The sequence below is a fragment of the Neorhizobium petrolearium genome (genome assembly GCF_017873175.1).
GTDB classification, from domain to species: domain Bacteria; phylum Pseudomonadota; class Alphaproteobacteria; order Rhizobiales; family Rhizobiaceae; genus Neorhizobium; species Neorhizobium petrolearium.
The window spans coordinates 157,361-184,145 of the sequence record NZ_JAGGJW010000010.1; the positions used below are offsets into that span (position 1 = coordinate 157,361).

Annotated in this window: 28 protein-coding genes; 11 read left to right on the top strand and 17 right to left on the bottom strand. The window is 61.1% G+C overall.

Annotated elements, in window-relative coordinates; translation table 11 throughout:
* Nucleotides 1-69: 69 nt before the first annotated feature.
* The 4 genes from J2046_RS19785 to J2046_RS19800 all read right to left on the bottom strand — a co-directional run bounded on the left by J2046_RS19785 (nt 70) and on the right by J2046_RS19800 (nt 4,334).
* The gene (locus J2046_RS19785) at nt 70-1,272 is read right to left on the bottom strand and encodes a CaiB/BaiF CoA transferase family protein (protein WP_210054791.1); all 1,203 of its coding nucleotides are present in this window, start codon (nt 1,270-1,272) and stop codon (nt 70-72) included.
* A gap of 87 nt (nt 1,273-1,359) precedes the next feature.
* Complete coding sequence (locus J2046_RS19790; RefSeq protein WP_210054793.1) at nt 1,360-2,349, bottom strand: Bug family tripartite tricarboxylate transporter substrate binding protein; 990 nt, start codon at nt 2,347-2,349, stop codon at nt 1,360-1,362.
* A 25-nt stretch (nt 2,350-2,374) separates the two neighbouring features.
* The gene (locus tag J2046_RS19795) at nt 2,375-3,886 is read right to left on the bottom strand and encodes a tripartite tricarboxylate transporter permease (protein ID WP_210054795.1); all 1,512 of its coding nucleotides are present in this window, start codon (nt 3,884-3,886) and stop codon (nt 2,375-2,377) included.
* Between the two features lie 7 nt (nt 3,887-3,893).
* On the bottom strand, nt 3,894-4,334 hold the full coding sequence (locus J2046_RS19800) for a tripartite tricarboxylate transporter TctB family protein (RefSeq protein ID WP_210054797.1): 441 nt from the start codon (nt 4,332-4,334) through the stop codon (nt 3,894-3,896).
* A 104-nt stretch (nt 4,335-4,438) separates the two neighbouring features.
* Here J2046_RS19800 and J2046_RS19805 point away from each other — a divergent pair, with 104 nt between their 5' ends.
* Nucleotides 4,439-5,386, top strand: coding sequence for a LysR family transcriptional regulator (locus J2046_RS19805; protein WP_210054799.1), 948 nt, complete (start codon nt 4,439-4,441; stop codon nt 5,384-5,386).
* A 183-nt stretch (nt 5,387-5,569) separates the two neighbouring features.
* On the opposite strand, the gene J2046_RS19810 is transcribed toward J2046_RS19805, so the two are convergent.
* Complete coding sequence (locus J2046_RS19810; RefSeq protein ID WP_210054801.1) at nt 5,570-6,472, bottom strand: glycoside hydrolase family protein; 903 nt, start codon at nt 6,470-6,472, stop codon at nt 5,570-5,572.
* 439 nt (nt 6,473-6,911) lie between these two features.
* Here J2046_RS19810 and J2046_RS19815 point away from each other — a divergent pair, with 439 nt between their 5' ends.
* The 5 genes from J2046_RS19815 (at nt 6,912) to J2046_RS19835 (ending at nt 12,070) form a co-directional block, all read left to right on the top strand.
* A complete protein-coding gene (locus tag J2046_RS19815) occupies nt 6,912-7,907 on the top strand; it encodes an ABC transporter substrate-binding protein (RefSeq protein WP_210054803.1) in 996 nt (331 codons plus the stop codon).
* Between the two features lie 9 nt (nt 7,908-7,916).
* Nucleotides 7,917-9,140 carry a hypothetical protein gene (locus J2046_RS19820; RefSeq protein WP_210054805.1) on the top strand — a complete coding sequence of 408 codons (1,224 nt, stop codon included), beginning with the start codon at nt 7,917-7,919 and terminating at the stop codon, nt 9,138-9,140.
* 270 nt (nt 9,141-9,410) lie between these two features.
* Nucleotides 9,411-10,145, top strand: a complete 735-nt coding sequence (locus J2046_RS19825; RefSeq protein ID WP_210054806.1) for an SDR family NAD(P)-dependent oxidoreductase — start codon at nt 9,411-9,413, stop codon at nt 10,143-10,145.
* Nucleotides 10,146-10,163: 18 nt separating this feature from the next.
* Nucleotides 10,164-11,318 (top strand): mandelate racemase/muconate lactonizing enzyme family protein, encoded by a 1,155-nt coding sequence (locus tag J2046_RS19830; protein WP_210054809.1) that lies wholly within the window; start codon nt 10,164-10,166, stop codon nt 11,316-11,318.
* Entirely contained in the window at nt 11,318-12,070 is a 753-nt protein-coding gene (locus tag J2046_RS19835; RefSeq protein WP_210055040.1) for a TSUP family transporter, read from the top strand. The genes J2046_RS19830 and J2046_RS19835 overlap by 1 nt, the downstream gene beginning before the upstream one ends.
* A gap of 303 nt (nt 12,071-12,373) precedes the next feature.
* Here the strand turns inward: J2046_RS19835 and J2046_RS19840 are convergent, their stop codons facing one another.
* The 7 genes from J2046_RS19840 to J2046_RS19870 are packed head-to-tail and all read right to left on the bottom strand — an operon-like array spanning nt 12,374 to nt 18,325.
* Entirely contained in the window at nt 12,374-12,928 is a 555-nt protein-coding gene (locus tag J2046_RS19840) for an NADPH-dependent FMN reductase (protein ID WP_233470117.1), read from the bottom strand.
* Between the two features lie 7 nt (nt 12,929-12,935).
* Nucleotides 12,936-14,249 carry a TRAP transporter large permease gene (locus J2046_RS19845; RefSeq protein ID WP_210054811.1) on the bottom strand — a complete coding sequence of 438 codons (1,314 nt, stop codon included), beginning with the start codon at nt 14,247-14,249 and terminating at the stop codon, nt 12,936-12,938.
* Nucleotides 14,246-14,815 carry a TRAP transporter small permease subunit gene (locus J2046_RS19850; protein WP_233470119.1) on the bottom strand — a complete coding sequence of 190 codons (570 nt, stop codon included), beginning with the start codon at nt 14,813-14,815 and terminating at the stop codon, nt 14,246-14,248. The genes J2046_RS19845 and J2046_RS19850 overlap by 4 nt, the downstream gene beginning before the upstream one ends.
* An 11-nt stretch (nt 14,816-14,826) precedes the next feature.
* On the bottom strand, nt 14,827-15,900 hold the full coding sequence (locus J2046_RS19855; protein ID WP_210054812.1) for a C4-dicarboxylate TRAP transporter substrate-binding protein: 1,074 nt from the start codon (nt 15,898-15,900) through the stop codon (nt 14,827-14,829).
* Nucleotides 15,901-15,922: 22 nt separating this feature from the next.
* Nucleotides 15,923-16,327, bottom strand: a complete 405-nt coding sequence (locus tag J2046_RS19860; protein ID WP_210054814.1) for a YciI family protein — start codon at nt 16,325-16,327, stop codon at nt 15,923-15,925.
* A gap of 25 nt (nt 16,328-16,352) precedes the next feature.
* A complete protein-coding gene (locus tag J2046_RS19865; RefSeq protein WP_210054816.1) occupies nt 16,353-17,498 on the bottom strand; it encodes a CaiB/BaiF CoA transferase family protein in 1,146 nt (381 codons plus the stop codon).
* A gap of 11 nt (nt 17,499-17,509) precedes the next feature.
* Nucleotides 17,510-18,325 carry a citryl-CoA lyase gene (locus J2046_RS19870; protein ID WP_210054818.1) on the bottom strand — a complete coding sequence of 272 codons (816 nt, stop codon included), beginning with the start codon at nt 18,323-18,325 and terminating at the stop codon, nt 17,510-17,512.
* 279 nt (nt 18,326-18,604) lie between these two features.
* Between J2046_RS19870 and J2046_RS19875 the strand changes: the two genes are divergently transcribed.
* The 4 genes from J2046_RS19875 to J2046_RS19890 all read left to right on the top strand — a co-directional run bounded on the left by J2046_RS19875 (nt 18,605) and on the right by J2046_RS19890 (nt 22,270).
* Nucleotides 18,605-19,414, top strand: a complete 810-nt coding sequence (locus J2046_RS19875) for an IclR family transcriptional regulator domain-containing protein (RefSeq protein WP_233470120.1) — start codon at nt 18,605-18,607, stop codon at nt 19,412-19,414.
* 40 nt (nt 19,415-19,454) lie between these two features.
* Nucleotides 19,455-20,960 carry an amidohydrolase family protein gene (locus J2046_RS19880; protein ID WP_210054822.1) on the top strand — a complete coding sequence of 502 codons (1,506 nt, stop codon included), beginning with the start codon at nt 19,455-19,457 and terminating at the stop codon, nt 20,958-20,960.
* An 81-nt stretch (nt 20,961-21,041) separates the two neighbouring features.
* On the top strand, nt 21,042-21,902 hold the full coding sequence (locus J2046_RS19885) for a DODA-type extradiol aromatic ring-opening family dioxygenase (protein WP_210054824.1): 861 nt from the start codon (nt 21,042-21,044) through the stop codon (nt 21,900-21,902).
* Entirely contained in the window at nt 21,899-22,270 is a 372-nt protein-coding gene (locus J2046_RS19890) for a hypothetical protein (protein WP_210054825.1), read from the top strand. Before J2046_RS19885 ends, J2046_RS19890 begins: the two co-directional genes overlap by 4 nt.
* Nucleotides 22,271-22,317: 47 nt before the next feature.
* Here J2046_RS19890 and J2046_RS19895 read toward each other — a convergent pair whose 3' ends face one another.
* On the bottom strand, nt 22,318-22,488 hold the full coding sequence (locus J2046_RS19895) for a hypothetical protein (RefSeq protein ID WP_210054828.1): 171 nt from the start codon (nt 22,486-22,488) through the stop codon (nt 22,318-22,320).
* A gap of 228 nt (nt 22,489-22,716) precedes the next feature.
* Here J2046_RS19895 and J2046_RS19900 point away from each other — a divergent pair, with 228 nt between their 5' ends.
* Nucleotides 22,717-23,940, top strand: coding sequence for an MFS transporter (locus J2046_RS19900; RefSeq protein WP_210054829.1), 1,224 nt, complete (start codon nt 22,717-22,719; stop codon nt 23,938-23,940).
* Nucleotides 23,941-24,021: 81 nt separating this feature from the next.
* Here the strand turns inward: J2046_RS19900 and J2046_RS19905 are convergent, their stop codons facing one another.
* The 4 genes from J2046_RS19905 to J2046_RS19915 form a co-directional block, all read right to left on the bottom strand.
* A complete protein-coding gene (locus J2046_RS19905) occupies nt 24,022-24,348 on the bottom strand; it encodes a hypothetical protein (RefSeq protein ID WP_210054831.1) in 327 nt (108 codons plus the stop codon).
* Nucleotides 24,349-24,416: 68 nt separating this feature from the next.
* Nucleotides 24,417-24,551, bottom strand: a complete 135-nt coding sequence (locus tag J2046_RS34150) for a hypothetical protein (RefSeq protein WP_267950852.1) — start codon at nt 24,549-24,551, stop codon at nt 24,417-24,419.
* Between the two features lie 185 nt (nt 24,552-24,736).
* Complete coding sequence (locus tag J2046_RS19910) at nt 24,737-25,120, bottom strand: VOC family protein (protein WP_210054834.1); 384 nt, start codon at nt 25,118-25,120, stop codon at nt 24,737-24,739.
* A gap of 95 nt (nt 25,121-25,215) precedes the next feature.
* A complete protein-coding gene (locus J2046_RS19915) occupies nt 25,216-26,730 on the bottom strand; it encodes a S10 family peptidase (protein WP_411828526.1) in 1,515 nt (504 codons plus the stop codon).
* Nucleotides 26,731-26,785 lie beyond the last annotated feature (55 nt).

A 26,785-nucleotide genomic window follows, 5' to 3' on the forward strand; every position in this document is an offset into this window, starting at 1 on the left:
GGCGCGGGCTGTGGTCCGACGCTTGATGCGCGCTGAGCCGATGCGGCCATGAAAGAAGGATCTTCCATGCTAGATCGCATTCGCGCGGCGCAACGCGCTCAGTTCGGCCTGGCCGAGACCGGCAGAGAGAAGAACCTCTTCGGTGTCGCAGCCGAGCGTCGAGGGTCCAGTCTTCGGCGGGCAGCTCGAACCGTTTGCGAGGAAGCTAAGATTGGGGACGTGCACCGTGCCGTCGAAACCTGCGACCTTGATTTCGGAGATGATGCCCCTCGCTCGCACCTGCTCCTCGTGCAGGATCTCCTCCAGCCCGCGTACGCGCGCGGCGGGAACGGCCACTTCTTCCAGTACCACCTCCCACTCCGCCGCGGTGCGGGTACGGAATATCTCGAGCAGAGTCTGCCGCAGCGAACCGGCGTTCGTCGCCCGCTCCTCCGCCGATTTCCATCGCGGATCTTCAAGCAGGTCGGCGCGGTCGATCCCCCGACACAGGTTCCGAAACTGGGTGTCGTGGTTGGCCGCGAGCATCAGCAAGCCGTCGGCTGTCTCGAAGGCGCCGGACGAGGGGCTGGCACTCCAGGCCTCGTTGCCGTTCTGAGACGGTTGCCACCCTGTCGACAGATGCATGGTCATCAGCGAGGCCATCAGCATCAGCGCGGTGTCCAGCATAGCGACGTCAACTTGGACCGCCGAGCCGGTACGCCGTGCTTCCAGCAATCCGGCCAGCACGGCCATCGCGGCATTCATCCCGGTGGCGTAGTCTACATATGGCGCGCCGACCTTGGTCGGCCCGTCGCCGGGCCTGCCGGTGGTTTTCATGATTCCGGACATGCCCTGGATGACGTGATCGTACGCGGGCCGAGAGCTGAGCGGGCCGGTCTGGCCATAGGCGGATATGGAGCAATAAACGAGGCGGGGGTTTATCGCGCGAAGCTCCTGGAAGCCTAGGCCGAGCCGATCAGCCACGCCCGGCTTGAAGTTTTCGACGAAGACGTCGGCGCCGGCGATGAGCTTCTTGAGGACCGCGACGCCGTCGGGCACCTTCAGGTTGATCGCCACCGATTTCTTGGCCGAATTCTGGGTCAGGAAATTCGGCGCCATCTTGCGTTCCGACAGATCGGGAACGGATCCGCCGACACGGGTCCAGTCGCCTTCACCGGGTTTTTCGATCTTGAGGACCTCGGCCCCCATGAGGGCGAGTAGGTAGGTCGCATACGGCCCGGCCAGGACCTGGCTGAGATCAATGACGCGAACGCCCGTGAGCGGTTCGAACATGTCGTCCTCGCTGTCGCAGCTTGAATGAATGGAGTGGTCGGCGGGCCATGTGATCGGCACGCCGGAAGGTTCGGCGACCGCCGGGTGCTATTGCGGCACTATGCCGGCCTTCTCGAAGATGGCTTTGTTCTTGGCATAGTTCTTGGCGATTTCGGCCGCCGCCTGATCGAGATCCATGTACATGATCGGAATGTCGGCGGCGGAGACGATCGCCTTGAATTCCTCGTCGGTCTCCGTCGCCTTGAGTGCCGTGCTCAGTTTTCCGAGGATGTCCCGCGGCGTGCCTTTCGGCAGGATGAGCGTCGTCCGCGCATCGATGCCGAGGCCGTAGCCGGCTTCGTCGATCGTCCCGACATCCGGAGCGGAGACGTGGCGGAACGTGGTTGTCGCCACGATCGTCTTGGTCTCCTCGGGATAGCGGTAGTGTATGCCGCCCGACAGGACGAGCGCGGCCTGCTTGCCGAGCAGGGCATTGATCATCTCGCTGCCGCTGGCGAGCGGCATGACGTTCACATCGAGACCCTCGCGCTTGGCGATCTGGTCGATATACATCTTGGACAGGGGGCTGAGGGACCCGAAAACGGAACCGGGATTCTTCTTCGCCCAGGCCACGTACTCCTGGATCGAATCGTAGGGCGCGTCCTTCGGCGCCGCCAGGCCCTGCTGGAAGGCCGTGACCATTCCCGCGTAATCGAAGTCGTCGGGCTTGAAATTGATGCGCGCCGACATGAATGGATCCGCGTCCACCACGCTGTTCGTGTGGAACATGGCCGTGTATCCGTCCGGCGCTTCCTTCTTCAACTGGCTGGCCGCCAACGCACCGCCGGCGCCGGGCTTGTTGACGACGTTGATCGGAACGCCGAGTTGGTCGGCCAGCACCTTGGCCACTCCACGCCCCACCACGTCCGTCTGGCCGCCCGGGCCGTAACCGATGTAGAGCGTGATCGGCTTCGACGGGTAGTCATCCGCCTGCGCGAGGCTCGGCAGGAATGCCGTGATGCCGATCGCGAAGGCGGCCCCCGCGGCGAGAATGGAGCGCCGCGTCGACGCGCCGCTCAGTGGAAATCCCTGGTTCATTATGCTCCTCCCATTGAATCGTCTGTTAGTTGGTCTCGCTCGCTTCAAGAAGGCGACTGGCGCGGTGGCTGCGTGCGATGAGCACGACCGTGATGCCGGTCAACAGGATGAAGACGATGGAGATGGGGTGATGTCCGAGATTGGATACCTTCGCGTCCAGGATCTGGATCGACTGGCGGAATGTGAGTTCCAGTTTCGGTCCGATGACGAAGCCGATCAAAAACGTGATGAACGAGTAGTCCAGCTTGCGCATGAGATAGCCGACCGCCGCGAAGAACAGCATGACGTAGATCGAGAAAACCGAACTCGTCTCCATGTAGGCGCCGAGGCAACACAGGAAGAGCACGACCGGAATGATCAGGCGGTTCGGCAGGTAGATGACCTTCGCGAAGATGCGCTGGCCGAGCGTGCCGACGACGAGCATGACGAGGCTGGCGCAGAGCAGAGCGGCGTAGAGATCGCCGACCATCTGTGGCTGCTGCTTGAACATCAGGGGACCGGGCGTCAGGCCGTGCATGATGAGCGCCGAGATCAGGATCGCCGCGATGACGCTTCCGGGGATGCCGAGCGCGAAGAGCGGAATGAGGCTCGCCGGAACAACCGCATTGTCGGCGCTCTCCGCCGCGGCGACGCCCTCGATCATGCCCGTGCCGAACAATTTCGGCGTCTTCGAGGTCCGCACCGCCGCTCCGTAGGACAGGAAGGAGCCGACGCTCGCGCCCAGGCCCGGAAGGATGCCGACGATCGAGCCGATCAGCGATCCCTGCGCGATGACCGGCAGGCAGCGGCGCCATTCGGCCCCGGTTACCCGGCGGTCATCCGCGGTCGTCCCGTTCAACATCACGGCGGCCTGCGAATCGAGGTGGGCCAGGTTGCCTGCCTGATTGACCATCTCTGCCACGGCCAGCATGCCAATCGCCATCGGGACAAGCGAGATGCCTTCATCAAGCTCCAGCAGTCCGAAGGTGAAGCGGGGTACGAAGGTCTCAGCCTCGATGCCGACGGTGGCAAAGAAGACGCCGAAGGCGCCGGCGACCATTCCCTTGATCATCGAGTTGCCCGAGAGGCCTCCGATGAAGGTGAGCGAAAAGAGAAGAATCGCGCACAATTCGACAGGACCAATCAGCAGGGCGTAGGAAGCGAGCGGCGCGGCCAACCCGATGAGAATGAGGGTCGAGACGAAATCGCCGATGACGGACGCGTATAACCCCATCTTGAGGGCCTTCTGCGCTTTGCCTTGGCGAGCGAGGGGGTAGCCGTCCTGAGCGGTCGGCGCGGAAGAGGGTTCCCCCGGCGTGTTGATCAGGATCGCCGAAACCGCACTTCCCGCGCCGCTGCCCTTGGCGATGCCGATGAGCATCGCGATCGCCGAGACGGGCTCCAGGTAAAAGGTCAGCGGAATGGAGACGGCGACCGCTGTTCCCTTGCCCAGCCCGGGCATTGCGCCCACGACGTAACCGAGGGTGACGCCGATCACGATCCACAGCAGCGTGTGAAAATTCAGAATGTTTCCGAAGCCTGCGACGAGATAATCCATGGCAACCTCAAACGATCGCTGTGCCGAGCAGGCGGTAGAAGACGAGCCACACGATAAAGATCGGGACACCGGTTATTCCGGCGATCAGCACGGGGCGACGTTCCCCGAGGGCCAGCAGGGATCCCGCGAGGAGACTGACCGCGGCGGCCAGCGGGGACAGGTACAGGTAAAGGATCAGCGAAAGCGCGAAGATTGCGGATAGCTTCAGCAGGGCCGCCAGTTCCGCTCGGGTGACCAGGGTGGCCGATTCTTGCATCTCCCCGCGTGCTGCGGTGAAGACCTGCAAGGCCGAGAGCAGCACGATGAATGCCATGCTGATCTGCGGCACGAGACGCGGAGCGACATAGCCCTCCTTCACATCGTCGATTTGCCACGGGATCACGACGAACATGATGAATAGGGCCAGGACACAGACGGCTGCGCCCGACCAGATATCGACACGTTTCATATTTCCTCCTCCCGCCCACGTAGGCGGCTCCTCCGTGAATGATGCAAACAGAAACCGGATCAAAAAAGAATTCAAAAGATTCTTGGAAGTGATAATTCTAGCTTATGACTCCTTCTTCTCTCTACCTCGACCGGCTTCGGCTGAGACACCTTCGGCTCCTTGAGATGGTCGACCGGAGCGGCTCGCTTCGCGAGGTGGCGGACCAATTGAATCTGACCCAGCCGGCCATCTCGCAGATGGTGAAGGATCTCGAGGTCGCGTTCGGCGTGCCCCTTGTGGCCCGCTCGGCGCGAGGTGCTTCGCTGACTGCCGCGGGTCGGCACGCCTTGCAGCGCGCCCGCGCCGGTCTTGCGACCTTCGAACATCTCGCGAGCGAGCTGAGAACGGTGCCGCCGGCCCTGGTCCGCATCGGCACCAACCCGACCCTCAGCTACGATCTCTTGCCGCGGGCCATGCACGAATTGCGGCTCATCGAGAGCGACACGAGGATCCAGATCGTCGCGGGCGTGGTTTCCGCCATGATGCAGGGGCTGCTCGACGGATCGTTCGACTGCTATGTGGGACGTATTGAATGGGATCTGGTGCCGGCTGGGACACTGCCGCTTCTGCGAGCGACACCATTGACCGGCACCGACCTGACCTTGGCCTGTTCGCGCAAGCATCCTCTTGCAGGGCGCCGAGACATCAAGGCACGTGAACTTCTAGACTGGCCATGGGCGCTAACGACGCCGGAGACGAGCAATCGAACGTCATTCGATAGCGCATTCCGCAATCTGGGGCTTCCTCCACCCGAACCCAAGATCGAGATGATCGGCGACCCAAGCGCGTTTATTTCCATGGCCACCCAGATCGACGTCCTTATCTGCATTCCGCGGATCGCCTTTCGCACCGTCCGCGGCGCCGTCGACATTCTTCCGCTTGATGTGAAGGAACTTGAACTTAGCCCTATACTCACACATTTTCTGACACTGAAGGAGACCGAAGAGCTGCCTGAAATCTGTCTTTTACGCGCGGCGATGCGACGCGCGGTGGGAAACAACGGAGAGCTTTGAACCTACTCCGCGTCAGCATCTTGTCTCGCGTAATTCGGTTGGCGGTTCGCATGTAGCTCGGAAAGGCATAGGCTATTTGGCCTCACCTCGCGTTCGAGGGCTGATTTCCGTTACTTCCTCTCCCGGAGCCAGGATTGCTATCCAACTTAGTTCGGAACCGTAAGGGTGCGGGATCGATCCTTTTCAAGACCTTTGAGCGCGCGCTGAAAACTTCCGAGAGTTGATTTCGGCAAGCGCCAGACCGCTTTCCCCTGCGACAGAATAGATGAGATAGAGCTTGCCGTCGGCCTGAAATACAGCCGGATCCCGCAGTTGGCGAACCGGTCCTTCCGCCGGTCCTATGGTTGAAGGTTCGATCGGCAGGTTCACGCCTTCATATTCTCTTTCCGGTGCGAGAAGGATTTCGGGTGCCTCCTCCCGCCATTCCATCCAGTCGGCGGAGAGGTCAATTCTGGAGTAGAGAAGCGATTCCGGAGCATCGCCGCGATTGCTATAAATCACATGGAGCCAGTGACCTTCTACCCAGACGGCGGTATGACGCATGTCGGCAGAGAAAAGTCGTGGTCCAGGGATAAAGCCTTTGATCCCGTCCGCAGATCGATAGAACTGGCCGGGCATCGTGATGGCGTAAACCCAATCCCTGTACCGAAACAAGCGGGCATAGGGGTTCATCAGGTCTTCTCGACGTGCGGTGAAATGCAAGCCGTCGGCCGATATTGCAAGGCGCGTAAACTGATGTTTGATTTCATCGCCGCCGTGGAAAAACATGCGGATCTGCTTCGCGGCATGGTCCACGATCACCTCCGGCGAGGCAATATGGTGGCTGAAGCCGGAGTCGGCCAGAGGGAGTACGCCTGGTTCATAAACGCTCCAGGGACCTGTTACGGCGTCGGCATAGGCCAATCGAATATAGTCGCCACGGTGATGGGCGAAATAGAGATAGAAAGTGCCGAGCGCATTCTTGACCCAATCAGGCACTCGGATGATGCTCGGCCCGTTGATATTCGTCCCCATCCGTTGGCACATTCCCGGCCGGATAATCGGCCGATCCAGGAGACGGATTGCTGTTAACTCCATAATGGTCATTCTCCGCTTCGCGTCTGCTATCGCCGATATTCCGAGAACCCTTCGCGATGGGCTTGCACGTCGAAATCAAAAGCAATGATCGGATGCCTGATGCGGCAGGTAAATATGGTCAAGCGCGGCAAGTCCTTTCGCAATCCGAGAAAAGAGTTTTCTGGACAACTCGGCTGACCTGCACACGGTCGCGTAAACAGCGAATCAAGCAAGCCGGACAATTTCGATCTGTCTCGATTCGCGAAAGCTCTATAGGCGCATTGAGGGCTTTTCGCCGCCTCTCTTTTGTCTAAGCTTTGAGGCGGCTTCCATTGAACGGGGGTTGCCGGGAGAGGAATGGTAGCGCAGTCCAATGAGACAAATCTAATATCGCGCAAACCGATCGGCAAACATCACGCTTTCGATTGGCAGATATCCAGAGGAGGAGAGGAGAATGATATTCGGGCCTATGCGTGCCTGCGTGCTGGCCGGCCTTGCAATGATAGGCTTAAGCTCGTCGGCTTGGGCGGAGCAAAGCTGGGATGACGTCGTAAAGGCCGCGAAACAGGAAGGTCAGGTAACGCTTTACACGTCGCAGGTCGGCGTTCCGCAACTTGACCGGATTCTGTCCGCCTTCAGTGACGAATACGGTGTTGAGGTCCAGAAGCTGGAATTACGTGGGAGCGAGCTTTTCGAAAGGCTCCGCCTCGAACTCGCTACCAATCGGGCTGCGGCGGACGTGTCCTTCAGCGGCGGCTCCGTGACGCTGGAGACCATGGGCGTCCTTCAACCTCACGGAGATATTCCAAATGCTGCACGCCTATCGCCCGAATTTGCGGGAAATGAACTGAGGCTCCCGGTGTTCTCGCAAAGCATGGGGATTGTCGTTAACGCATCCGTTCCGAAGGACAAACGCCCGAAAAGATGGGCAGATCTGACGGATCCGAGCTGGAAGGGGAAAATTCTCGCGGATGATTTTCGTGCCGTAGGTGGCGGCGGGCTTTTCTTCGCGGTCACATACGAGAAGTTTGGGGAGGATTATCAAAAACGTCTTTCCGAAAATCGGCCGGTCTTCACGCGTGAGATACGCGACAGTCCACGTCGCGTCGCGCGGGGTGAGTACCCCGTCTATATCCCCTTTATTCTGCCCGATGCCCTGTTGAACAAGGGGTTGCCGCTCGAAGTGATCCTGCCGGAGGAGGGGCTTGTCTACGGGAATTTTGACGCTGCCGTTGTGAAGGGAACGCTACATCCGAATGCTGCGCGCGTGCTGTTGAACTTTTTCCTCTCTGACAAGGCACAACTGATCTATGCGGGCTCTGCCCGGCGCCCGACAGTCAAGGGGCTCGAAGACCAGTATCCGGAAAATGTCAGGGATTTTCTGAAGGCGCCTCTGCTGGGTACACAAGAGGACTCCAAGGTGCGGACGCAAATGCTGCAGCGCGCGACCGAAATTTATAAGTGACCGGATCCAGTGACCAGCATGATAAATCCCGAGTGTCTCTGGCGCGATTTGTTGATTCATGCCGGCTTTGGAGAAAAGGCGGCAGGCGGCGCGGGCGATCTCGCGACCGCGGAATGGATTACGCGTGAGTTGGAGAGATTGGGTTATGAGGTTGAAAGGTTGCGGATTCCTGTTCCGCTCTTTCAGCCTTGCCGCTGCGAGGTGGTTGGATCGAATTGCGCTCTGGAGCTGTTCCCGCAGCCTGTTGTCGTGCCTACGACCGACGAAGGTATTGCTGCCCCGCTGGCATTGGTGCATTCAGTGTCGGATGCCGCCGCCGCCCAGGGCCGCATCGCCATCATTTTACTGCCTTATGCCCGACATGCCGCAATCTGGACGTCGGTTGCAGCTCCCTTGCTGACGGCAGTGGCGGAGGCTGGAGCACTAGCGGTCGTCATTTTGCCGTTCGGCCCGACGGGAGAAATCGTCGGGCTGAATTCCTATGCCGACAAGCCGTTCATCCCGATTCCCGTCGCCATCGGACGTCCGTCCGACCTGGCGGCTTATGCCGGCATGGCATCTGCGAACCTCACAGTCCGATTGTATTTGACCGGAGAAAACCGGGTTGGAGACAGCCCTACGCTGATGGCAAGGAGACATCGTGGGGTTCGCTGGATTGCGATGTCGACGCCGCGTTCCGGCTTCTTCACCTGCTCGGTTGAGAGGGGCACCGGAACAGCGACATTTCTGTGGCTGGCGGCTTGGCTGCCGAAGGCGTTTCCGGACCATTCGCTGTTTCTGCTGAACAGCGGTGCGCATGAGCTTCGCTTTGCGGGGACACATTCGGCGCTGGATCTCGCGCCATCGGCAGGGGTAACCGATATGTGGGCACATATCGGTGCCGGATTGGTTTCTAGAGCCTATACGACGATCCGGGGCGGGCGACGATTGGATACCGCTGATCCAAACAGAATATGTATGACGACTCCGAGTCTCGCCGTGCAGGCAAGGGCTGCTTTTTCCGGTTTGGCGGGCTTAGATGACCCTCAACCGATCCTCTCTGAAGTAGGAGAATTGTCCACTATCGTCGAACGCGGCTACGACAAAGCCTTTGCCTGCCTTGGTGTGAACCGCAGTTGCCATACCCGATTGGACGTTTCGGATGAGGTTACCCCCGACCTCCTGGCTTCCGTGGTTGAAGGGCACCGCCGGCTGATAGAGATGGCGGTTGCGCCGGCCGGACGATCTGGCTGAACTCGATCCGCTCGCATTTCCCCAACACCGAGGCCGTCGGCAAGTCGCTGGCGCAGGAAGGCGTCGCCGTTCTGGACAGCCTCAGCCGCCTGACGGCAGCAAAGGCTTCCAGGTGGAAGGCATCGGCGCCGGCCTTTCACGTCATCAAGAGCGAAGGCGATTTCGCCCAGAGCTACACCGCAGCCTGAGATTAGACCAGTTGGGCGCTGCGAGCCGATCGCGCGCCCAAGCGAAACTCGATAAACCAATAAAAAGTTCGAGGCGAGGATGATGCAGGACCCGTTCAGTTTTCCACCTGGCTTTCACGCTGTCGTCATCGGTGGGGCGGGCGACATCGGCTCGGCCATCGCCGAACTGTTTCATGCCCGTGGTGCGGCGGTGACGGTGACCGGCCATGATCAGCCTGCCGTCGATCGATGCCGGCTCAACGGCATCGGCGGGATTGCGGTCGCGATTCTAGACGTTACTTCGGACGAGGCGGTCAGTGCATTTGCCGGTGGTTTCGAGAGAGTTGATGCCGTGGTCAATTGCGCCGGCATCCTTGCGCGCGACGAAGAGTTCAAGATCGAGATGTTCCAGAAGGTTCTCAACGTCAACCTAACCGGCACATTCCGCATCTGCATGGCGTTCAAGCCGCATCTCGAGGCCTCGAAGGGATCGATTGTCAATATCGCCTCGATGAATGCCTTCGCTGCGCTGCCGCGCATTCCCGCCTATTGCGCCAGCAAGGGCGGCGTCGTGATGCTGACCAAGGCGCTGGCGCTCGCCTGGGCCGAGGCAGGCATCCGCGTCAACGCCGTAGCACCCGGTTATATCGAGACGGCCATCAATGCCGAGGGCCGCAAGGACGCGGCGCATCACGAGCGGATCGCCGGCCGAACGGCTCTGAAACGCTGGGGGAAGCCGCAGGACGTGGCCGGAGTGGTCGCCTTCCTCTGCATGCCTGCCTCCGAATACGCGACAGGCACCGTCTATGCGATCGACGGCGGTTTTCTGGCGGGATGACGAAGGGAGAGTGTCCGCGTGCAGGATGAAATAAAGATCATTTCGGCCGAAGCCCTGGTTTTCCGTTTGCCGCTGGAAAAACCGGTTTCCACTTCATTCGGCACTATGCTCGATCGGCCGGCAGTGTTCGTGCGCCTGGAGGACGATCGCGGCACCGTCGGCTGGGGAGAGATCTGGTGCAACTGGCCGGCCTGCGGTGCCGAACACCGGGCGCGCCTGCTTGTCAGCGATATTGCTCCGCGCATTCTCTGGCGATCTCTGCCGTCCCCAAAAGACCTATGGAGGGAATTGACCGCCGCCACCGAAATCCTTGTATTGCAGACCGGTGAGTTCGGCCCCTATGCGCAGGTGATTGCCGGTTTCGACATGGCTTATTGGGACCTGACGGCGCGCCGCGCCGGCTCATCTCTGGCAAAGGCGATGAGTGGTATGGCCGCCCATCAGGTCCGCGCCTATGCCAGCGGCATTCACATATTCGACGCGGAGCGCATGGTGGCGGAGGCCCGCTCTGCCGGTTATCGCGATTTCAAGGTGAAGGTCGGGTTCGATTTCGACCGCGATCTCGACCTCCTGCGCCGCCTGCATGCTGATCTTCGTCCCGGTGAGACGCTGCATGCGGACGCCAACCAGGGCTTTTCGGCCGAGCAGGGCCGAGCCTTTCTCCGGGCAACCGACAATCTCGGCCTTGGCTGGATGGAAGAGCCGGTGCGGGTGGATTCCGATGATGTGGTCTGGGCAGACCTTGCGGGACTGACGTCGACCCCCTTGGCAGGTGGCGAAAACCTGATCGGCGAACCGGCATTCCAGTCTGCCATCTCATCCGGCAGCCTTTCGGTGATCCAGCCCGATGCGGCGAAATGGGGCGGTCCGAGCGGCTGCTTTGCCGTTGCACAGGCCGCTCGCGCAGCCGGGCGGCGTTATTGCCCGCACTTTCTTGGGGCAGGCATCGGTCTTGTCGCCTCGGCCCATATTCTGGCGGCTGCCGGCGGCGACGGAATGCTAGAGGTCGACATCAATCCCAATCTACTGCGCGACGCGATCGTGCCGCGCTGGCCGGTCGTACGGCAAGGCTGGGTCGATTTGCCGGAAGGCGAGGGGCTTGGTGTCGAGCCCGATCTGCAACGGTTGGCATCCTTCCAGACGATGCGCCTTGTTGCAGAAGAGCGGTCGTGATGCCGTCCGGCGGCATCGCCCTTTTCGTGCTTTTGTCTTTCGTCGCCGCCTATATGCAGACGCTGACCGGCTTTGCCTTTGGCCTGCTGCTGATGGGGGCGGTGGCTCTGACCGGGCTCATCCCTTTGCCCGAAGCTGCCATCATCGTCAGTCTGCTAACCCTTGCCAATGCGCTGATGGTTTTGCTGAAAGGATGGTGGGAGATCGCCCGGGGACCGTTTCTTCTTTCGCTTGTCGGCGCCATCCCGCTGATCCTTGTCGGTTACATGCTTCTGGATCTGCTCGCCTCGTCGTCGCTGGCTGCCCTGCGGCTGGTCCTCGGCCTCGTCATCATCGTTTCCAGCCTGCAACTGATTTTCCGGCCAAGCCCGCGCGAACGCCTGTCGTCCAATCCGAGTTTCGTGTTTTTCGGCGCGCTCGGCGGCATTATGGGAGGCCTGTTTTCGACAGCCGGGCCGCCGCTGGTCTATCATCTGTACCGGCAACCACTGCCGCACAGCATGATCCGCGAGACACTGGTGGCGGTATTTGCGATCAACGCCATGTTCCGCCTCGTGCTGGTGATGGCATCCGGAGAACTGCCATCACATGCGGTGGTCTGGGCGATGGCCGGCCTGCCGGGCGTGCTGATCGCCACCTATTCCGCGCGTCGCTGGCCACCGCGCCTGGCGCCCGCCGCCCTGCGTCGGTTGGCCTTCGTACTGCTGTTGATGTCTGGGCTGTCGCTCGTCGTACCGGTACTCACGGCTTAACAGACCAGAATGAAGCGGCACCCACAGGCGACTTGTATTGTCGGTTCGTATCGGCTCAAGAGCGGGAGTCAGCGCGTCTCCTCGAAAAGGATCGACCTCTGCCGCCAGCGGGTCGAGAACCTGTTTGCAACGCTCAAGCGTTGTCGTATCGCAACCAGGTCCGACCGATGCGCTACACCTTCTTCTCTGCAATCTGCATCGCAGCGAGAATCATCTTCTGGATCAATGAGTCCTGACCCTAGCTGAAGTCTGTGGTGGGTACAGCCAACCTCATGCAATATGAGAAGGCGGCGCGGCAGAAGCCTATCGGATGTCCGGGACAGACTCGCTCAGCGTGGTCATGAACGCCCGCAGTTGTTCTTCGGCGAAAGTGAGGATGCGTTCATCAGTCAGGAGCCCATTTTCGACCTTATCGTTGGCCATGGGAACGACGATTTCCGGGCAGGCGAAGACCTTCGCGAGCATCCCGTTGAGCGAATATTTCAGGTGCCCTTGGGCGCGCACACCGCCGAGTGCGCCGCCGGAGACGCTCATGACGAAGCAGTGCTTATCCTTGAAGACGGATTTCATCGCCGGGCGCGAGGCCCAGTCGATTGCGTTCTTTAGAACGCCCGGAACGCTGTAATTGTATTCGGGTGTCACGAAGACCAGCCCATTGGCATGCGCTATCTGATCGATGAAAGCCTTGACCGCCGGATCGTCGAGGATGTCCGCGTTGTAGTGCGGCAGCAGTCCCGGATCGGCGGTCACGCAGGTCGCGCTGTCTTCCACGCGCTTGATCAACGCCCTTACTGTGGCGCGCGACGATGAAGCCTGCCTCAGGCTTCCTGGAATGAAGAGAAGTTCGATCATCGGCATTCTACTTTCATAGACGGGCGAGCCATGTCGCGATCGGCGGGAAGGCTACGATCAGGGCGATTGACACGAACATGGCCAGGACGAATGGCAATGCGCCGCGGAATATCTCGCCCACTCTCAGATCGGGCTCATCCATGGCCGACTTTATGACATAGACAGATAGCCCGAAGGGCGGCGTGAGGAGACCCACCTCGACAGTCACGACCGTCAGCACGCCAAACCAGATGAGGTCGAAACCGGCCGCATTGGCGATCGGCAACGCTATCGGAAGGAGGATCAGCATGATCGAAATGGAATCGATCAGGCAGCCCAGCGCAGTGATCAGCAGAAGATAGACGAGAAGAAAGCCGTAGGGACCGATCGGCCCCGTCAGGAAGACTTGGGCCAAAGCGCGCGGCACGCCGGAAAGCGCCAACATACGGCTGAAGAAGGTCGCGGCGAGGATCAGGAACAGCACCGAGACGGTGATCTGGCCGGCCTCGACCAGCAGGTTCCAGAAGAGGCGCCGGTCGAGGGACCGGCGCATCAACGCAATCACCAATGCACCGAAGGCGCCGGCGGCACCGGCTTCGGTCGGGTTGAGAAAACCGCCATAGAGCCCGCCCAGTACCACCAGCATCAGCGAGACGATCGGCGCGGATTTGCGGGCGATCTCAGCGATGCTCATGTCGCCGAGCTCGGCGCTGTCTTCCCCGTCCTCGAAGACGAAATCCTTGCGAAACCGTGCGAGCAACATGATCGTCACACAAAATGCGGCGGCGATCAGGATACCGGGTCCGACACCGGCGAGGAACATGCGGCCCACGGATTCCTCTGCGAGCACGGCATAGGCGATCATCAGCAGCGAGGGCGGGATCAACATACCAAGCACCGATGAACCGGCGACGACCCCCGTCGCGAACTTTCGGGTATAGCCGTGCCGCGTCATTTCCGGGACGGCGACACGGCTGAAGACCGTCGCAGAGGCGATCGAGATTCCGGTGATCGCGGCAAAGACTGCGTTCGCGAACACCGTCGCGACCCCGAGGCCGGCGGTGACACGCCCGAGCAGCTTCTGGAATACGTCGAAGGTGTCCTTGCCGACACGCGAGACCGTAACCAGAAGGCCCATCAACACGAAAAGGGGCACGACCGCGAACAGATATTCCCGAAGTGAGTCGTTAGCGACGGCGCCCATCATCCGCAAGGACACCGTTTCGCCTCGTATAGCGGCAACGCCGGCAAAGGAAACGGCCAACATGCCGATGCCGATGGGCATCCCGAGATAGATGAGAACGAGCAGCGCCACCACCGCGGCGGAACCGATTTCCACGGGGCTCATGTCGATCTCCTGTTGGCGATAACGTCGCGAAGATCGCCGACCATCGCGACGACGAACTGGATGGCGGTGACCGTCATGCCGACAAGGATGAGAGCGCGGAACGGCCAGGTCGGCAAGGTCGCGATACCGGTGACGCCGATGAACTCGCCGCTCGCATAATCCTTCTCGAAGATCGAGAGGCTGACCGAGGCGATGCCGCCTATCACGGCGGCGCCGCCGAGATTGAAGAGTGCCGAAAGCAGCGCACCGGCCCTAGGACGGCCTTCGCGGAACGGGATGAAGAAGATCTCCGTCCGGGCCAGCCGGTCCGCCCGCACCGTCGTCGCCAGTTGCAGGCAGACGATCATCACGAGCAGGAGGGCGCCGAGTTCGGACACCAGCGGCAGGGACGACCCCAGCATGTTGCGGGCAATGATGTCGGCGCAGATGGTGATCATCAGCACGCCGATCAGCGCGGTGCCGAGCGCGGCGAGCGCGTCGACGAAGACCAGCCAGACCCGGCCAATCCCGGAGGACGGGGGATTTCGGGTTCCGGAAGCCGATGTCTTGTCGCTTTCCAAAGCCATGAGACGCCGGACTATTCGTCCCAGTTGCGCATGGGCTTTTCGCCCTTGGTGCGCAAGCCGTCCATATAGGCCTTCAGGAAGGCCTTGGCCGGGAGGCCCTTGCCCTCGAGATCCGCCGCCCAGTCGCCGGCGATGTCCGGCAGCTTGTCGACCCAGGCCTGGCGTTGCTCGTCGGACATCTTGATGATTTCGACGGGCGGGTTCTGGCTGGTACCGAGCTCCACCATCTTGTTCAGCGCCGCCTCGTGCCGTTCGAGCAGATCCTTGCCATGGGCGACGGTGTAATATTTGCCCGCCTCGATCATCGCGGTCTGGACCTCTTCAGGCAGTCCGTCCCAGCTATCCTTGTTGATCGCGACCGCGCCGGAGAAGGCGACGCCCACGTCGAAGCGGTTGATATAGGGCGCCACCTCGTAGAGCTTGGCCGGCAGGGCGCCAAGGGCAAGCGATAGCACACCGTCGGAAATACCGGTCTGGATATCGGTGTAGAAACTGGTGAGCGAACCGTCGACTGCATTCGCACCGGTTCCACGCAGCCAGGTGCCAAGCACACCCGGCGCAGAGAGCTTGATGCCTTTGACGTCGTCGATGCCCTTGAGCGGCGTCTTGGTGTAGATGTCGTACATGTCGGTGCTGGTGAGACCGAGCACCTTGAGATTGTACTGCTCCCATTCATGACGGAGCGCCTCGTTGCTCTCCATCAGGTCTTCCATCACTTCGAGCTGAAACGGCGGATTGACGGTGGCGAAGGGTGCGTAGCTGGAGGCCTGGCTGAGTGGCAGCTTGGACGGCTCGAGGAAGGAGAAGACCCAGCCGATATCGGTGATCCCCTCTTCGACTGACGTCAGCGTGGCATTGGCCTTGTAGAGCTGGCCGCCGAAGGCTTCGTTCCACTCGATTTTGTAATTGCCGGTCTTGGCGAGCAATTCGTCCGCCTTCGCCATGAAATGGGTCTTCATCATGCCGACCCACGGAATCACCGTCGGGTGGCTGGATGCGATGGTCAGATTGATGGTTTCCTGCGCCGCGAGGGCGCCGGGCAAGGCAATCATGCCCGCAGTCACGAGTCCGAACAGAATACGCATTGGTCTCCTCCCCAGTTTGCGTTCAGGCCATCGAAAATGTCTGGCTCGAATAGTCGAGCTTCACAGTTACCGTTCCTTCGTTGATTAACCACGGCCGGACCCGGAATGCGCGCGCCCCCGCCTTGTGCATCGGATCGCGCTCCGCGATGGCGATCGCTGCCTCCCGGGAAGCGGCCCGCACGATCACGAGCCCGTCGCCTTCCCAGCTTTCCCCGTCATCGGTCCACATCGGCCCGGCGGCGAACATCACGCCTTCCTTCTCGAGCCCGATCTGGAAATTCAGGTGTTCCTCCATGTTTGCGAAGACAGGCCCGAGCCCATTCACCGGCTGCGTGAAAATGGCGTAGAGCTGCTTCTGCAGCATGGCCTTGCTGGCTTCCAGCACGGCCCCGACTGGCACAGCGGTCGGATTGTCCTCGGCACTCATCGTTTCTCTTCTCCCGTCGCGGACCTTAGCCCGCCTTCCGTCTTTCCAGTTCCGCACGGATCTCCGCGCCGTGCTGGTCGAGCGTCGGCGGCGGAGTCACGGCAAGTTCCGGCGCGCCGTCGAAATTGTAGGGCGCGCGCACCGTCGTCGACTTGCCCATCTCGGGATGCTCGGTCGGCACCGCGATCTGCAGGTACTTCGCCTGCGGATCTTCGAGCGCCTCGTTGGCATCGTAGGCGGGCGAATGCGGCACCTCCGCTGCCAGGAGCCGGTCGCACCATGTCTGGCGCGTCTCCAGCCTGAAGACCGGGGTGAAGATCGCGATCAAATCGTCCTGGTGCGTGATGCGCTGCAGGCGCTCGGCAAAGCGCGGGTCGGTGGCAAGGTCCGGCTGTCCCGTCGCCGCCAGCAGCCCTTCCCAGAACTTCGTCGGCGATGACATATGGATCGCGATCCACTTTCCGTCGCTACATTCGAACGTGTAGCTCTGTGAAACGACCGGCCTCGACAGTGGGCCCATGATCTCGCCAACCGAATAGTAGTGGGTGAAGCTGTCCAGGTTGAAATGCGTCATGGCCTCGAGCATGGAAATGTCGAGCCGGCGCCCCTTCCCGGACTTGGAGCATTCCAGCAGCGCCGCGAGAATGCCCATGGCGGCATACTGGCCGGTGATGGCGTCCGCGATCGCCGGGCCGATCACGCGCGGATTGGTCGGCGGCGTCACCAGCCGCAAAAAACCGCTTGCCGCCTGCGCTACGGTATCGAAAGCGGGGCGGTCGCGGGACGGGCCGCTCTGACCGAAGCCGGAAATGGCGCAATAGATGATCGACGGCTGTACCTTGCGGAGATCGGTCTCGCCGCAACCGAGCTTTTCCGCGACGCCAGGCCGGAAGTTCTGAATGAACACATCCGCCGTAGCGATCAGGTCCCGGAAAACCGCGAGGTCTTCCGGCCGTGTCGTGTCGAGCGCGATTGAACGCTTGTTGCGGTTGTAGGTCTGGTAGTGCGGCGAGTAGAGCCCGCCCTTGAAGGCGCGGAAGGGATCGCCCGTTTCCGGACGCTCGACCTTGATGACGTCCGCGCCGAGATCGGCGAGATGCATGCTCGCGGCCGGCCCCGTGATGTAGGTGCCGAGTTCGACGACGCGGATGTCCTTGAGAATCTTGACCATGCTCTATTTCCTCAAGCCTCGCCGTTCCTGTTTGTTTTCGAGGCCAGAGCTCCGTCATAGCTGATGGCGAGATCTGCCTTGTGGGACATGATGAAGCCGATCGAGCGCAGCGATTCCTCGTAGAGATGGGCGGCAAGGCCCGCCGTGCGCGCGAGCAGCGGCACCGCTTTAAGCGCTTCCGGCGGCCAGCCGGCATCGAGGATGGTGGCGGGGATGGCACCGGAGACATTGATCGGCAGCGGCCGCTCGATGATGGCAGTCGCGTGCTTCGCCAGCATGCGCAGCGTCTCTATGTAGCGGCCGCTGATCCCGAGTTCATCGGCGATCGCGAGCAGCCGGTCGGCACGGGGGTCGCCGGCGCTATGCTGCGGATGACCGAGGCCAGCCACTTTCTTCCGCGCCGCCTTGAGTTTCTTGAGACTCTTGATCGCGGCGGTTTCAATATCAGTGCCGTCCGCCTCGGCAAGCGCCATAACCTCCGCGAGATAGCGGCCCGCGGACTCCGAACTGCCGGCCACGACGCTACCCATGCCGAGCAGGCCCGCGGCCATCGCGCCCTGCCAAGCTTCCGGACCGGCGGCGAGCGTCATGCGCGCGGCCTGCACGCTCGGAACGAGACCGTGCTCGGCGATCGCGACGAGGCAGGCATCCAACATCGCCTTTTGCGCCTTGCTCGGCTTCTCTCCCAGAACCAGTAGCCAGAAGTAGTCCGTGAACTCGATCTTGCCGATCAGCTCGGCGCAGAGGTCATAGCCCCTGACTGTTATGCTGTCGGCATCCGAAGTCGCGATGGCCGTCCGGGCGTTGTCCTGCTTGCCGATTCGCATTTCGCTCCTCTTTTTCGGTATGCGAAAATATTTGCTCTTGCCGAAAACGTTATCAGCATTTAACTTGCCGTCAAGTGACAATCCGTAACCGCCGCCGGAGAGCCGGAAGCGGGGAGACGACGGCACAGAGGGGGAAATGCGGACGGGTCAGACGCAGGGAGATTATATCACCGTTCGAGTTGCGAACGGCGCCCGCGCCGCGTTTGTCGAAGCCACGCCGAATGCGCTATCGATTGCCGTTTTTCTCCATCAGGGATGATGCAAGTGCAGCAGGCAGCAATGGCGACTATCGAAGACAATCAAAGGCCGGCCGAATTCGTCGAGGGGCTGGCGAAGGGGCTCGCTATCCTCGAGTCCTTTGATGTCACCCATCCGGAAATGACGCTCAGCGAAGTGGCGCGGCGTGTCGGCCTGTCGCCGGCAGCCGCCCGGCGGAGCCTCATCACGCTCCAGGCGCTCGGCTACGTCCAGCAGAAGGACAAGCGCTTCCACCTGCGCCCCAAGATCATGACGCTCGGGTCGTCGTTCTACTTCTCGGCGCGCATCGAGGAGGTGCTGCAGCCGGATCTGCGGGAACTCGTCGAGAAGTTCGGCGACGCATCCTCGGTAGGCACGCTCGACAGCGAGGACGTCATCTACATCGCCCACGTCTCGGTGCAGCGCGCCCGCCGCGCCGCCGCGGTTATGGGCGCGCGCTATCCGGCCTGCGCGACCTCTCTTGGCCGCGTTCTGCTTGCCGGACTGAACGACGATGCTCTGGAGAGATACCTTTCAAACGTGCGCCCCAAGGCGCTCACCTCAAAGACGATCACCGATCCGGCGATCCTGCGGGAGGAGATCCTCGCCGTGCGCGAATCCGGCTATGCGACGACTGTCGATCAGCTCGACTACGGCATCACGGCGCTGGCGGTGCCGATCCGCGACATGGAGGGACGCACGATCGCCGCACTTAATACGTCCGGCTACACCGGAATACTGACTCCGGAATCACTGGTCGCGGAGCGCCTGCCGACATTGCGGCAGGCGGCGTCTCACATCGCCCACGCGATCACGCGCTATCCGGTGCTGCAATCGATCATGGGGACCTGACGAACGAAGACCGAGCCGCACGGCGATGGGAGGATAAGCCATGTGCAGACTTTGCGATCCGGGGAAGCCCGAATTTCTGTGCCCGACGAGTTTCGATGCGGCGAGGGCCAAGGCGGTGGCCAATGCCGCCGGCACTGTGCTGTCGGCCAATGCCGCGGCCCAGGCGGCTGCGGCCGCGAGCCTGCCCAAAGGTATCGGCGATGTTGGCCGGAAGACGTTGATCAAGGGTGGCATCGTCTTCTCCGTGGATGACAAGGTCGGTAATTTTGCGGTCGGCGACGTACTGCTCGAGGGAGCAAAGATCACCGCCGTCGGCCCTTCGATCGAGGCAAGCGGCGCCGCCGTGCTGGATGCCACTGGCAAGATTGTCATGCCGGGCTTCGTCGACACCCATCATCACCAGTTCGAGACTGCGCTGCGCAGCCAGCTCGCCAATGGCATCCTGATCAATGACGGCCGGCCGGAGAGCGCGCAAAATTACTACGAGACCGTTCTTCAGAAGTTCTCAAACGCCTACAGGCCCGAGGACGTCTACATCAACGAGCTGTTCGGCTCGATCGCCCAGCTCGACGCAGGTGTCACCACGGTGATGGATGTCAGCCAGATCCATCATTCGCCCGAACATTCCGACGCCGCCATCGAAGGTATTCGCGACGCGGGCCGACGCTCGGTCTTCGGGTATTTCGAGGGCTGGGGCGATGCCGCCAAATATCCGGTCGACGCGAAGCGCATCAGGGACCAGTATTTCGCATCCGGTGACCAGCTAATGACCATGGTCATGGGCGGCGAGATCTACATTCCAGGTTACGAGGAAGCCTGGCGGATCGGACGCGAACTCGGCATGCCGATCGCGCTCCACGTCGTCGGCACCTTCGGGATGCAGCCGACATTCGACGAACTCGGCGCCAAGGGCATGTTCGGCCCCGACAACATCTTCATCCACATGACCGGCATGTCGGATGCCGGCTGGAAATATGCAGCCGATGCCGGCGCCCATATCTCGCTGTCGGTGCCGATCGAAATGCAGATGCGTCACGGCACGCCGCCGCTGCAGAAGGTGATCGATCTCGGCATCAGCTTTTCGCTCTCGACCGACGTCGAATGTACGATGACAGCCGATTTCTTCACCCAGATGCGGTCCTTCGTCACCCTGCAGCGCATGGAGGCAAATGCCCAGGCGCTCGCCGGCGAGAAGTATCCGCGCCTCGTTACGGCGCGCGATGCAATCCGCGCTGCGACCATGGGCGGCGCGACGGGCTTGAAGCTTGATCACAAGATAGGCTCGCTGACGCCCGGCAAGGAGGCGGATCTCATCCTTCTCGACGCAGACGCGCTGAACGTCACACCGCTCAACAACGCGCCCGGCGCTGTCGTCGCGCTCATGGAGCGCTCGAACGTCAATGCCGTCTTTGTCGCCGGCAAGGTGAAGAAGTGGAAGGGCCAGTTGCTCAGCTTCGACACCGCTCGGCTGAGCGCGGAACTGGCAAAAAGCCGCGACGCGATCTTCGAAACGGCTGGCATTACCCGCGACCTGTTCGCGGACTGAGATTGCGAGGAAGCGGCCTTCCGGTCCGCCTCCTCCCGACTGTCGGCGCCGAAAGCGCCTCGTACTCGTGGGAGAAGAACATTGGCAAAATTAGTTGCGACACTGGCTTCGACGCATCACCCCTTCTACCTCAAGGCAACCACAATGCCGCCCAAGCAACAGATGCCGCAGGCGCCGGAGTGGAAGCGCAAGGTGGAAGCCTATCGTGAAACCCTAGCGGCCGCAAAGCCCGACATCCTCGTTATGGTGGGCTCCGACCACTTCCATCAAATCTTCCTCGACAACTGCCCGCAGTTCCTGATCGGCAAGGCGCCGCGCTATGATGCGACCTTCTACAATGAGGAACGCGAGTTCGGTATTCCGAAATACGTGCTGGAGGGCGACGAGGACATGTCGCGCTTCATGCACCAGTCGCTGATGGACCAGAGTTTCGACTTCGCGTTCTCCAATGAGCTGAAGATCGATCATTCCATCATCTGCCCGATCATCACGGTGCGTCCGCAGAACGACCTGCCGGTGGTGCCGATCTACACCAACATTTTCGCGCCGCCGCTGCATTCGCCGAAACGGTTCTACGAACTTGGCCGCGCGATCCGCAAGGCGATCGAGGACTACCCGTCCGACAAGCGTGTCGCGGCGATCGGTACCGGACATCTCTCGCTCGAACTCGGCGGACCGCGTCAATTCATGGAAACCGGCCCCGATCCGGTCTTCGATCGTCAGGCGATCGAATGGCTGCGCACGGGCGATGTCGATGCGATACTCGCCAACGTCACCCACAAAAGCATGGTCGAAAGCGGCAACGCCACCCAGGGTTTCCTGAACTTTATCCTGATGCTGGGCGTCGCCGGTCCCGAAGGCGCCGACTACGTCGATAATCTCGACCTCTTCCATACGATGGAAGCCTATTTCACCTGGTATCCGAAGGAGCAAGCGGCATGAGCAAGTACTACGTCAACAAGTTCCTCTACACCGTCGACCGCGACCCGGAACTGATGAAGCGCTACGCCGAGGATCCGCGCAATCTGGTGGCGACCTGGGAACAGTCGATCGGACCGCGACTGATCGGCAACGACGTCGAGGAATCCACTGTCGTCGCGCTGACCGACCACGAGCGCGAGGCGCTTATCAACCACGACTATGTCGCGCTGTTTGAAATGGGCGCGCACTTCTTCCTGAACCTGACCATGTATATCGGCATCTTCGACGAACCCTATATCCAGAAATCGGGCCCTCTTTCCTTCCAACGCGAATTCGCCGCCAAGCTGCAACACTGGAAGGGCAGGGATTATCCGACGGTGGAGGTTTGAGTTTCAGATACTCGTTAGGCGCTGCGCTTAAGGTCAGGACGGTGATGTCAGGTTAGCTCCAATTGAAAGGGATGGGTTATTAGCTCCTTCGGCAGCTTGCGTATCTTGGCGAGCACACCTTCGCGCGACGTATCGATGATGTGGTCGGCGAGTTCGTCGAGCTCCGTCAGCTCGAACTCCTCCATCATCTCCAGCAGCCGTTCCAGCGAGACGATCAAGTCCGCTGGAGTCTACCTTAGATAAATTGGGCGGCCGATCGCACTAAAAAGGATTGCAGATTGATGCAGGCACCGGGAGCATTCGTGCAAATATGCAATAAACCCATTCGGTTCGCTCTGTATCGCAGATGGCCTCCAGCAAGGATACTGCCCCACGCCGGAGACGTTTCGGCACGTCGGAAACGGGCGATTGGTCCTGCGGGTTCCCAGCATGAGTGAGAAGACAGAATGAGCGTTGCAGTCGTTGAACTCGATGCCCGGCCGAAATTTCCCGTGTCGGTCTTTCTACTTACGATTGCTCAAGGGCTTGCCGGCGCGATCCCGCCCATCATGGTCTCGCTCGGCGGTATGGTGGGGCAGACGCTGACCGCCAACGAGCTACTCGTCACCCTGCCGATCAGCATGTTCATGATCGGCACCTGCACAGCCACGATCCCGGTCGCCATGCTGATCCGCCTGCTAGGCCGCAAGCCTGTCTATTGTATCGGTGCAGTGGTCTCGATGATCGGCGGGCTGACCTGCACGCTCGGAGTGCTGCAGAACTCGTTCCTGTTGTTCTGTCTGGGCGCCTTCCTTTTCGGGCTGAACATCGCCTGCGTGCAGAGCTATCGTTTCGCCGCGACGCTGCTGGTGCGCGAGACGATGCGGCCGCGGGCCATCTCCTTCGTGCTGGCTGGCGGTCTCGTTTCGGCCGTCGTCGGCCCGCAGATCGTAGTCTGGACCAGCAACGTGGTGATCGGTGCGCCTTTCGCGCTGAGTTTCTTGTGTCAGGCGCTGCTGGCGCTCTCGACCCTGCCGGCGCTTCTGCTGCTGCGCTTTCCGGCCATGTCCGCTCCGCTGAGGAAGGGGGCTGTAACATCCGCACCCCCATCGGATACGAAGGTCTCACTGAAAGACTATGTTCTGGCGGTGATCTGCGGTGCGGTTTCCTATGCATCGATGAGTTTTACCATGACCGCTTCGCCGCTGGCGATCATCGCCTGCGGCTTCACCGTCGACGATGCGGCGCATGGCATCCAGTGGCACATCCTCGGCATGTTCGCGCCGAGCTTCGTCACCGGCCGGCTGATCGAGCGCTTCGGCCATCAGAATGTCATGCTGTTCGGCATCGCTCTCGTTGCAGTCGGTGCGGTCATCGCGCTGTCCGGTCAGGAGCTTGCGCATTTCTGGGCGACCCTGATCCTGCTCGGAGTTGGCTGGAATTTCAGTTTCACCGGCTCGTCGGTGATGATCGCCCGCAGTGCCGTCGGCCCCAGGGCGGTTCTGTTACAGGGGATCGCCGATTTCTCGATCTTCGGCTTCGTGGCGATCTCGTCGCTCTCCGCCGGGGCGCTGATCCACCTTGCCGGCTGGAGTATGATCAATTGGATTGTGGTAGTCGCTACCGGTCTAACAACGCTCCCTTTTCTCTACCAAGCGACAACGAAGCGCAACCGTACGGTGCGCGGATAATCAAGCCCCCATGGCAGCTGATCGAGGCGATAGTCTACCGGCTCGAAACCGGACGAAGCTTCTTGTCCAGTCGCCAACGGGCTATAGTCCGATCAGTCTGGCTGCGCTGGATGAGGTCATTTGGCGTGTCTCCTCGAACGTGAAACCGCTGTCCAGGCAAAGCTTGATGACCGAGCGGAGACCTTCTACCGGGCGCGGATTGGTCGGCTGTCCGAGATCTGAGCCGAGGATGGCGTGGCCCAGGCCGCCGGCTTCCACATAGTCATGCAGTTCCTCGGCGGTGAACTGGCGCGACGGACAATCAATCAGCATGCAGGCGCAGTGTTCCAGATGGACGTCCATCGATGCGAGTTCGCGCAGGTCTGACAGGTTGGCGTCGATCCAGAAGATCGGGTGCGAAACGAGCATGCGATCACGCCGCGCTGCCTTGCTTCCGTGAACAGCGGGTACATTTCGCTGACATGCAGGTGGCCGCCTCAGAGTACCGCGTCGTGTTCGGCGATCACGTCGATGATTTCCTTGACCTCGTCGCGGAGGATGCCGCGCCCCGTCGAGGGATGCCGCGCCATCGTCAAAGATATGCTTGATCTCCAGATGCCGAAATCCGACATCCGAAAACTCGTGGGTGCCAACGCGGCAAGCCTGCTATGACCCCGTGCGGTTGGTTCGACCGGACCTCATATCTGTTCCGCGGGCCGCACAATCGTCTTTGTATTGCCGCTAACAAGGTCGACGCCAACACGAAGGCGAGGTCGTATTGAGGTGTTGGCGCCGGCGGCGGGAGCATCGTCTCGATCTAACGCGGGGCAGGCTGAAAGAGCTCGACCAGATTGCCGGACGGATCGACCAACAGGACTTGCGATCCGCCAGGCCCCGTCACGATCTCGTTTCGCAGCTTGACGCCTGCAGCCTGCAGCCGGGCCACTTCCGCCCGCAAGTCACCGACGATCAGATGGATACGGTTCCAGCCGCCCGGCCGAGGGAGCTCGCCGTCGGACATTGCGCGCCCTGCCGAGCTTTTCGGTCCGCTGAGCAACAACCGCAGCGAACCCAGCTTGACGTCGGCGAAGGCGGGGGCGTGATTGGAAAGCAAGGTGAAGCCCAGGTTTTTCGTGTACCATTCGGTTGCCGCTTCAACATTATCCACGATGTAGCGAACATTCACGGTTGTCTCCGGCATTTCCTCCTCCCCGGTCACAGTTCGTGGAGCGTCGATGTTCATAATCATAACCGGATGTGCTTCGATTGTCAGGACAATCGGCCTCCGATAACCGTTCAATCCGTCGCCTTCTCCTCGTAGAACGTCCTCGCATCCGCAGCAAAGCTCTTCCGGGACTCCGGCTTTGTGTAGAACATGTGTCCGCCGCGATAGGTCTTCAACTCGGCGCGGCCGGCAGCGAGCTCGGGCGGCAGATGGTCGATGACGTAGCGGCTCGCGCCATACGGTGTCAGCGCGTCGCTGTAACCATGCGCGATCATCAGCCGGAAGGTCGGAATGACGGAGAGCAGGTCGCGGATGTCGGTGGAAGCGCCAGCAAGGGATCGGCTGTCACCGCCGCGGCTGCCGTTCCATTCCCAGCGGCGATTCACATCCTCATTGAGGAGGTTGTAGGTCATCTCGGTTGAAAACTTGAGTTCGTTACGGGCATAGGCCGCAAAGGCGGCGCCGTAGGCGCGCGTATAGCCATCGAGGATGGGATCGTCGTTGCGGTTATTGACGTCCTCCGGATAGGCATCCGGCACCGCATAGGACGCATCATAGGGGCTGATTATCCTGCCAGGTCCCCCCATCTGCTTGGCGTAGACATCGCCCACGAAGCCGCGCGTGCGAGCCACCACATCCTGCGGAATGCCGGTAAGCTCGGCCACACGGCCATAAAGCGCATCCGCCGCCGGACCGCTGGGGGAGGGGCCTGCCAGCGCGACGAGATAATCGCCCATGGCGAAACGTTCGGCTTCGGCAAGCTTTTCCGGGGTAAACTGATCGTGTTGCTCCAATTTGCCGGCCGCGAGGGAAGGAAGCTGCAGGGCGGCGCTGAGCGGATCATCCGAATTGGCAAGAAAACGCCCCTCGATCAATGGCGAGAGCATGATGATGCCGGAAGTCAGGATTCCTTGGGTATTTCTGAGTGACGCGGCCACCTTGGCGGCACGAAACCCGCCATAACTCTCGCCGAGTAGGTATTTCGGCGCATCGAGCCGGTTGGTCTTCTGAACGTAGAGAGCGATCGCCTTGGCAAGGCTCTCGGCATCCTGCCGCACACCGTAGAAACTCCGGGCTGCGTCATCACTCGCCGCCCGGCTCCAGCCTGTGCCGACCGGATCGATCAGCACCAGATCGGTGAATGCAAGCCAGCTTTCGGGATTGTCCCTGAGTTCCGGCGTCGTGCCGTTGTCGCTGCTCGCGCCGAATTCGAGAATTCTCGGGCCGATCAGTCCCAGATGCAAATAGGCCGAAGCAGCCCCAGGCCCACCGTTGAAGGCAAAGGTGAGCGGCCGACCGGCGGTACGGTTCTTGGCAACATAGGCAGTATAGAAGATCTTGGCTGTGCGGTTCCCGTCCTGTCCGAAAAGGTCGATTGTTCCGGCAGTCGCCGTATAGGGCAGCTCGCCGGAAGGCGCCTTGAAGACATGCTCGGTCGTGGAATCGGCCGGGATCAGGCTGAAAATGCCGCCGGCCGTCGATTGATCCGTCTGGCGAGCGCGTTCAGGGCGCTCGTCTCCGCCGTGGTCCTGTTGCGCAAAGACCGGCGCGGAAAGTGCGAGCAGCACGGCGAAAGATGCAACGATACGATGGAACTGCAAACTGAAATCCTCCTTGGCCCGGCCAGCCTGATCCAGCCGA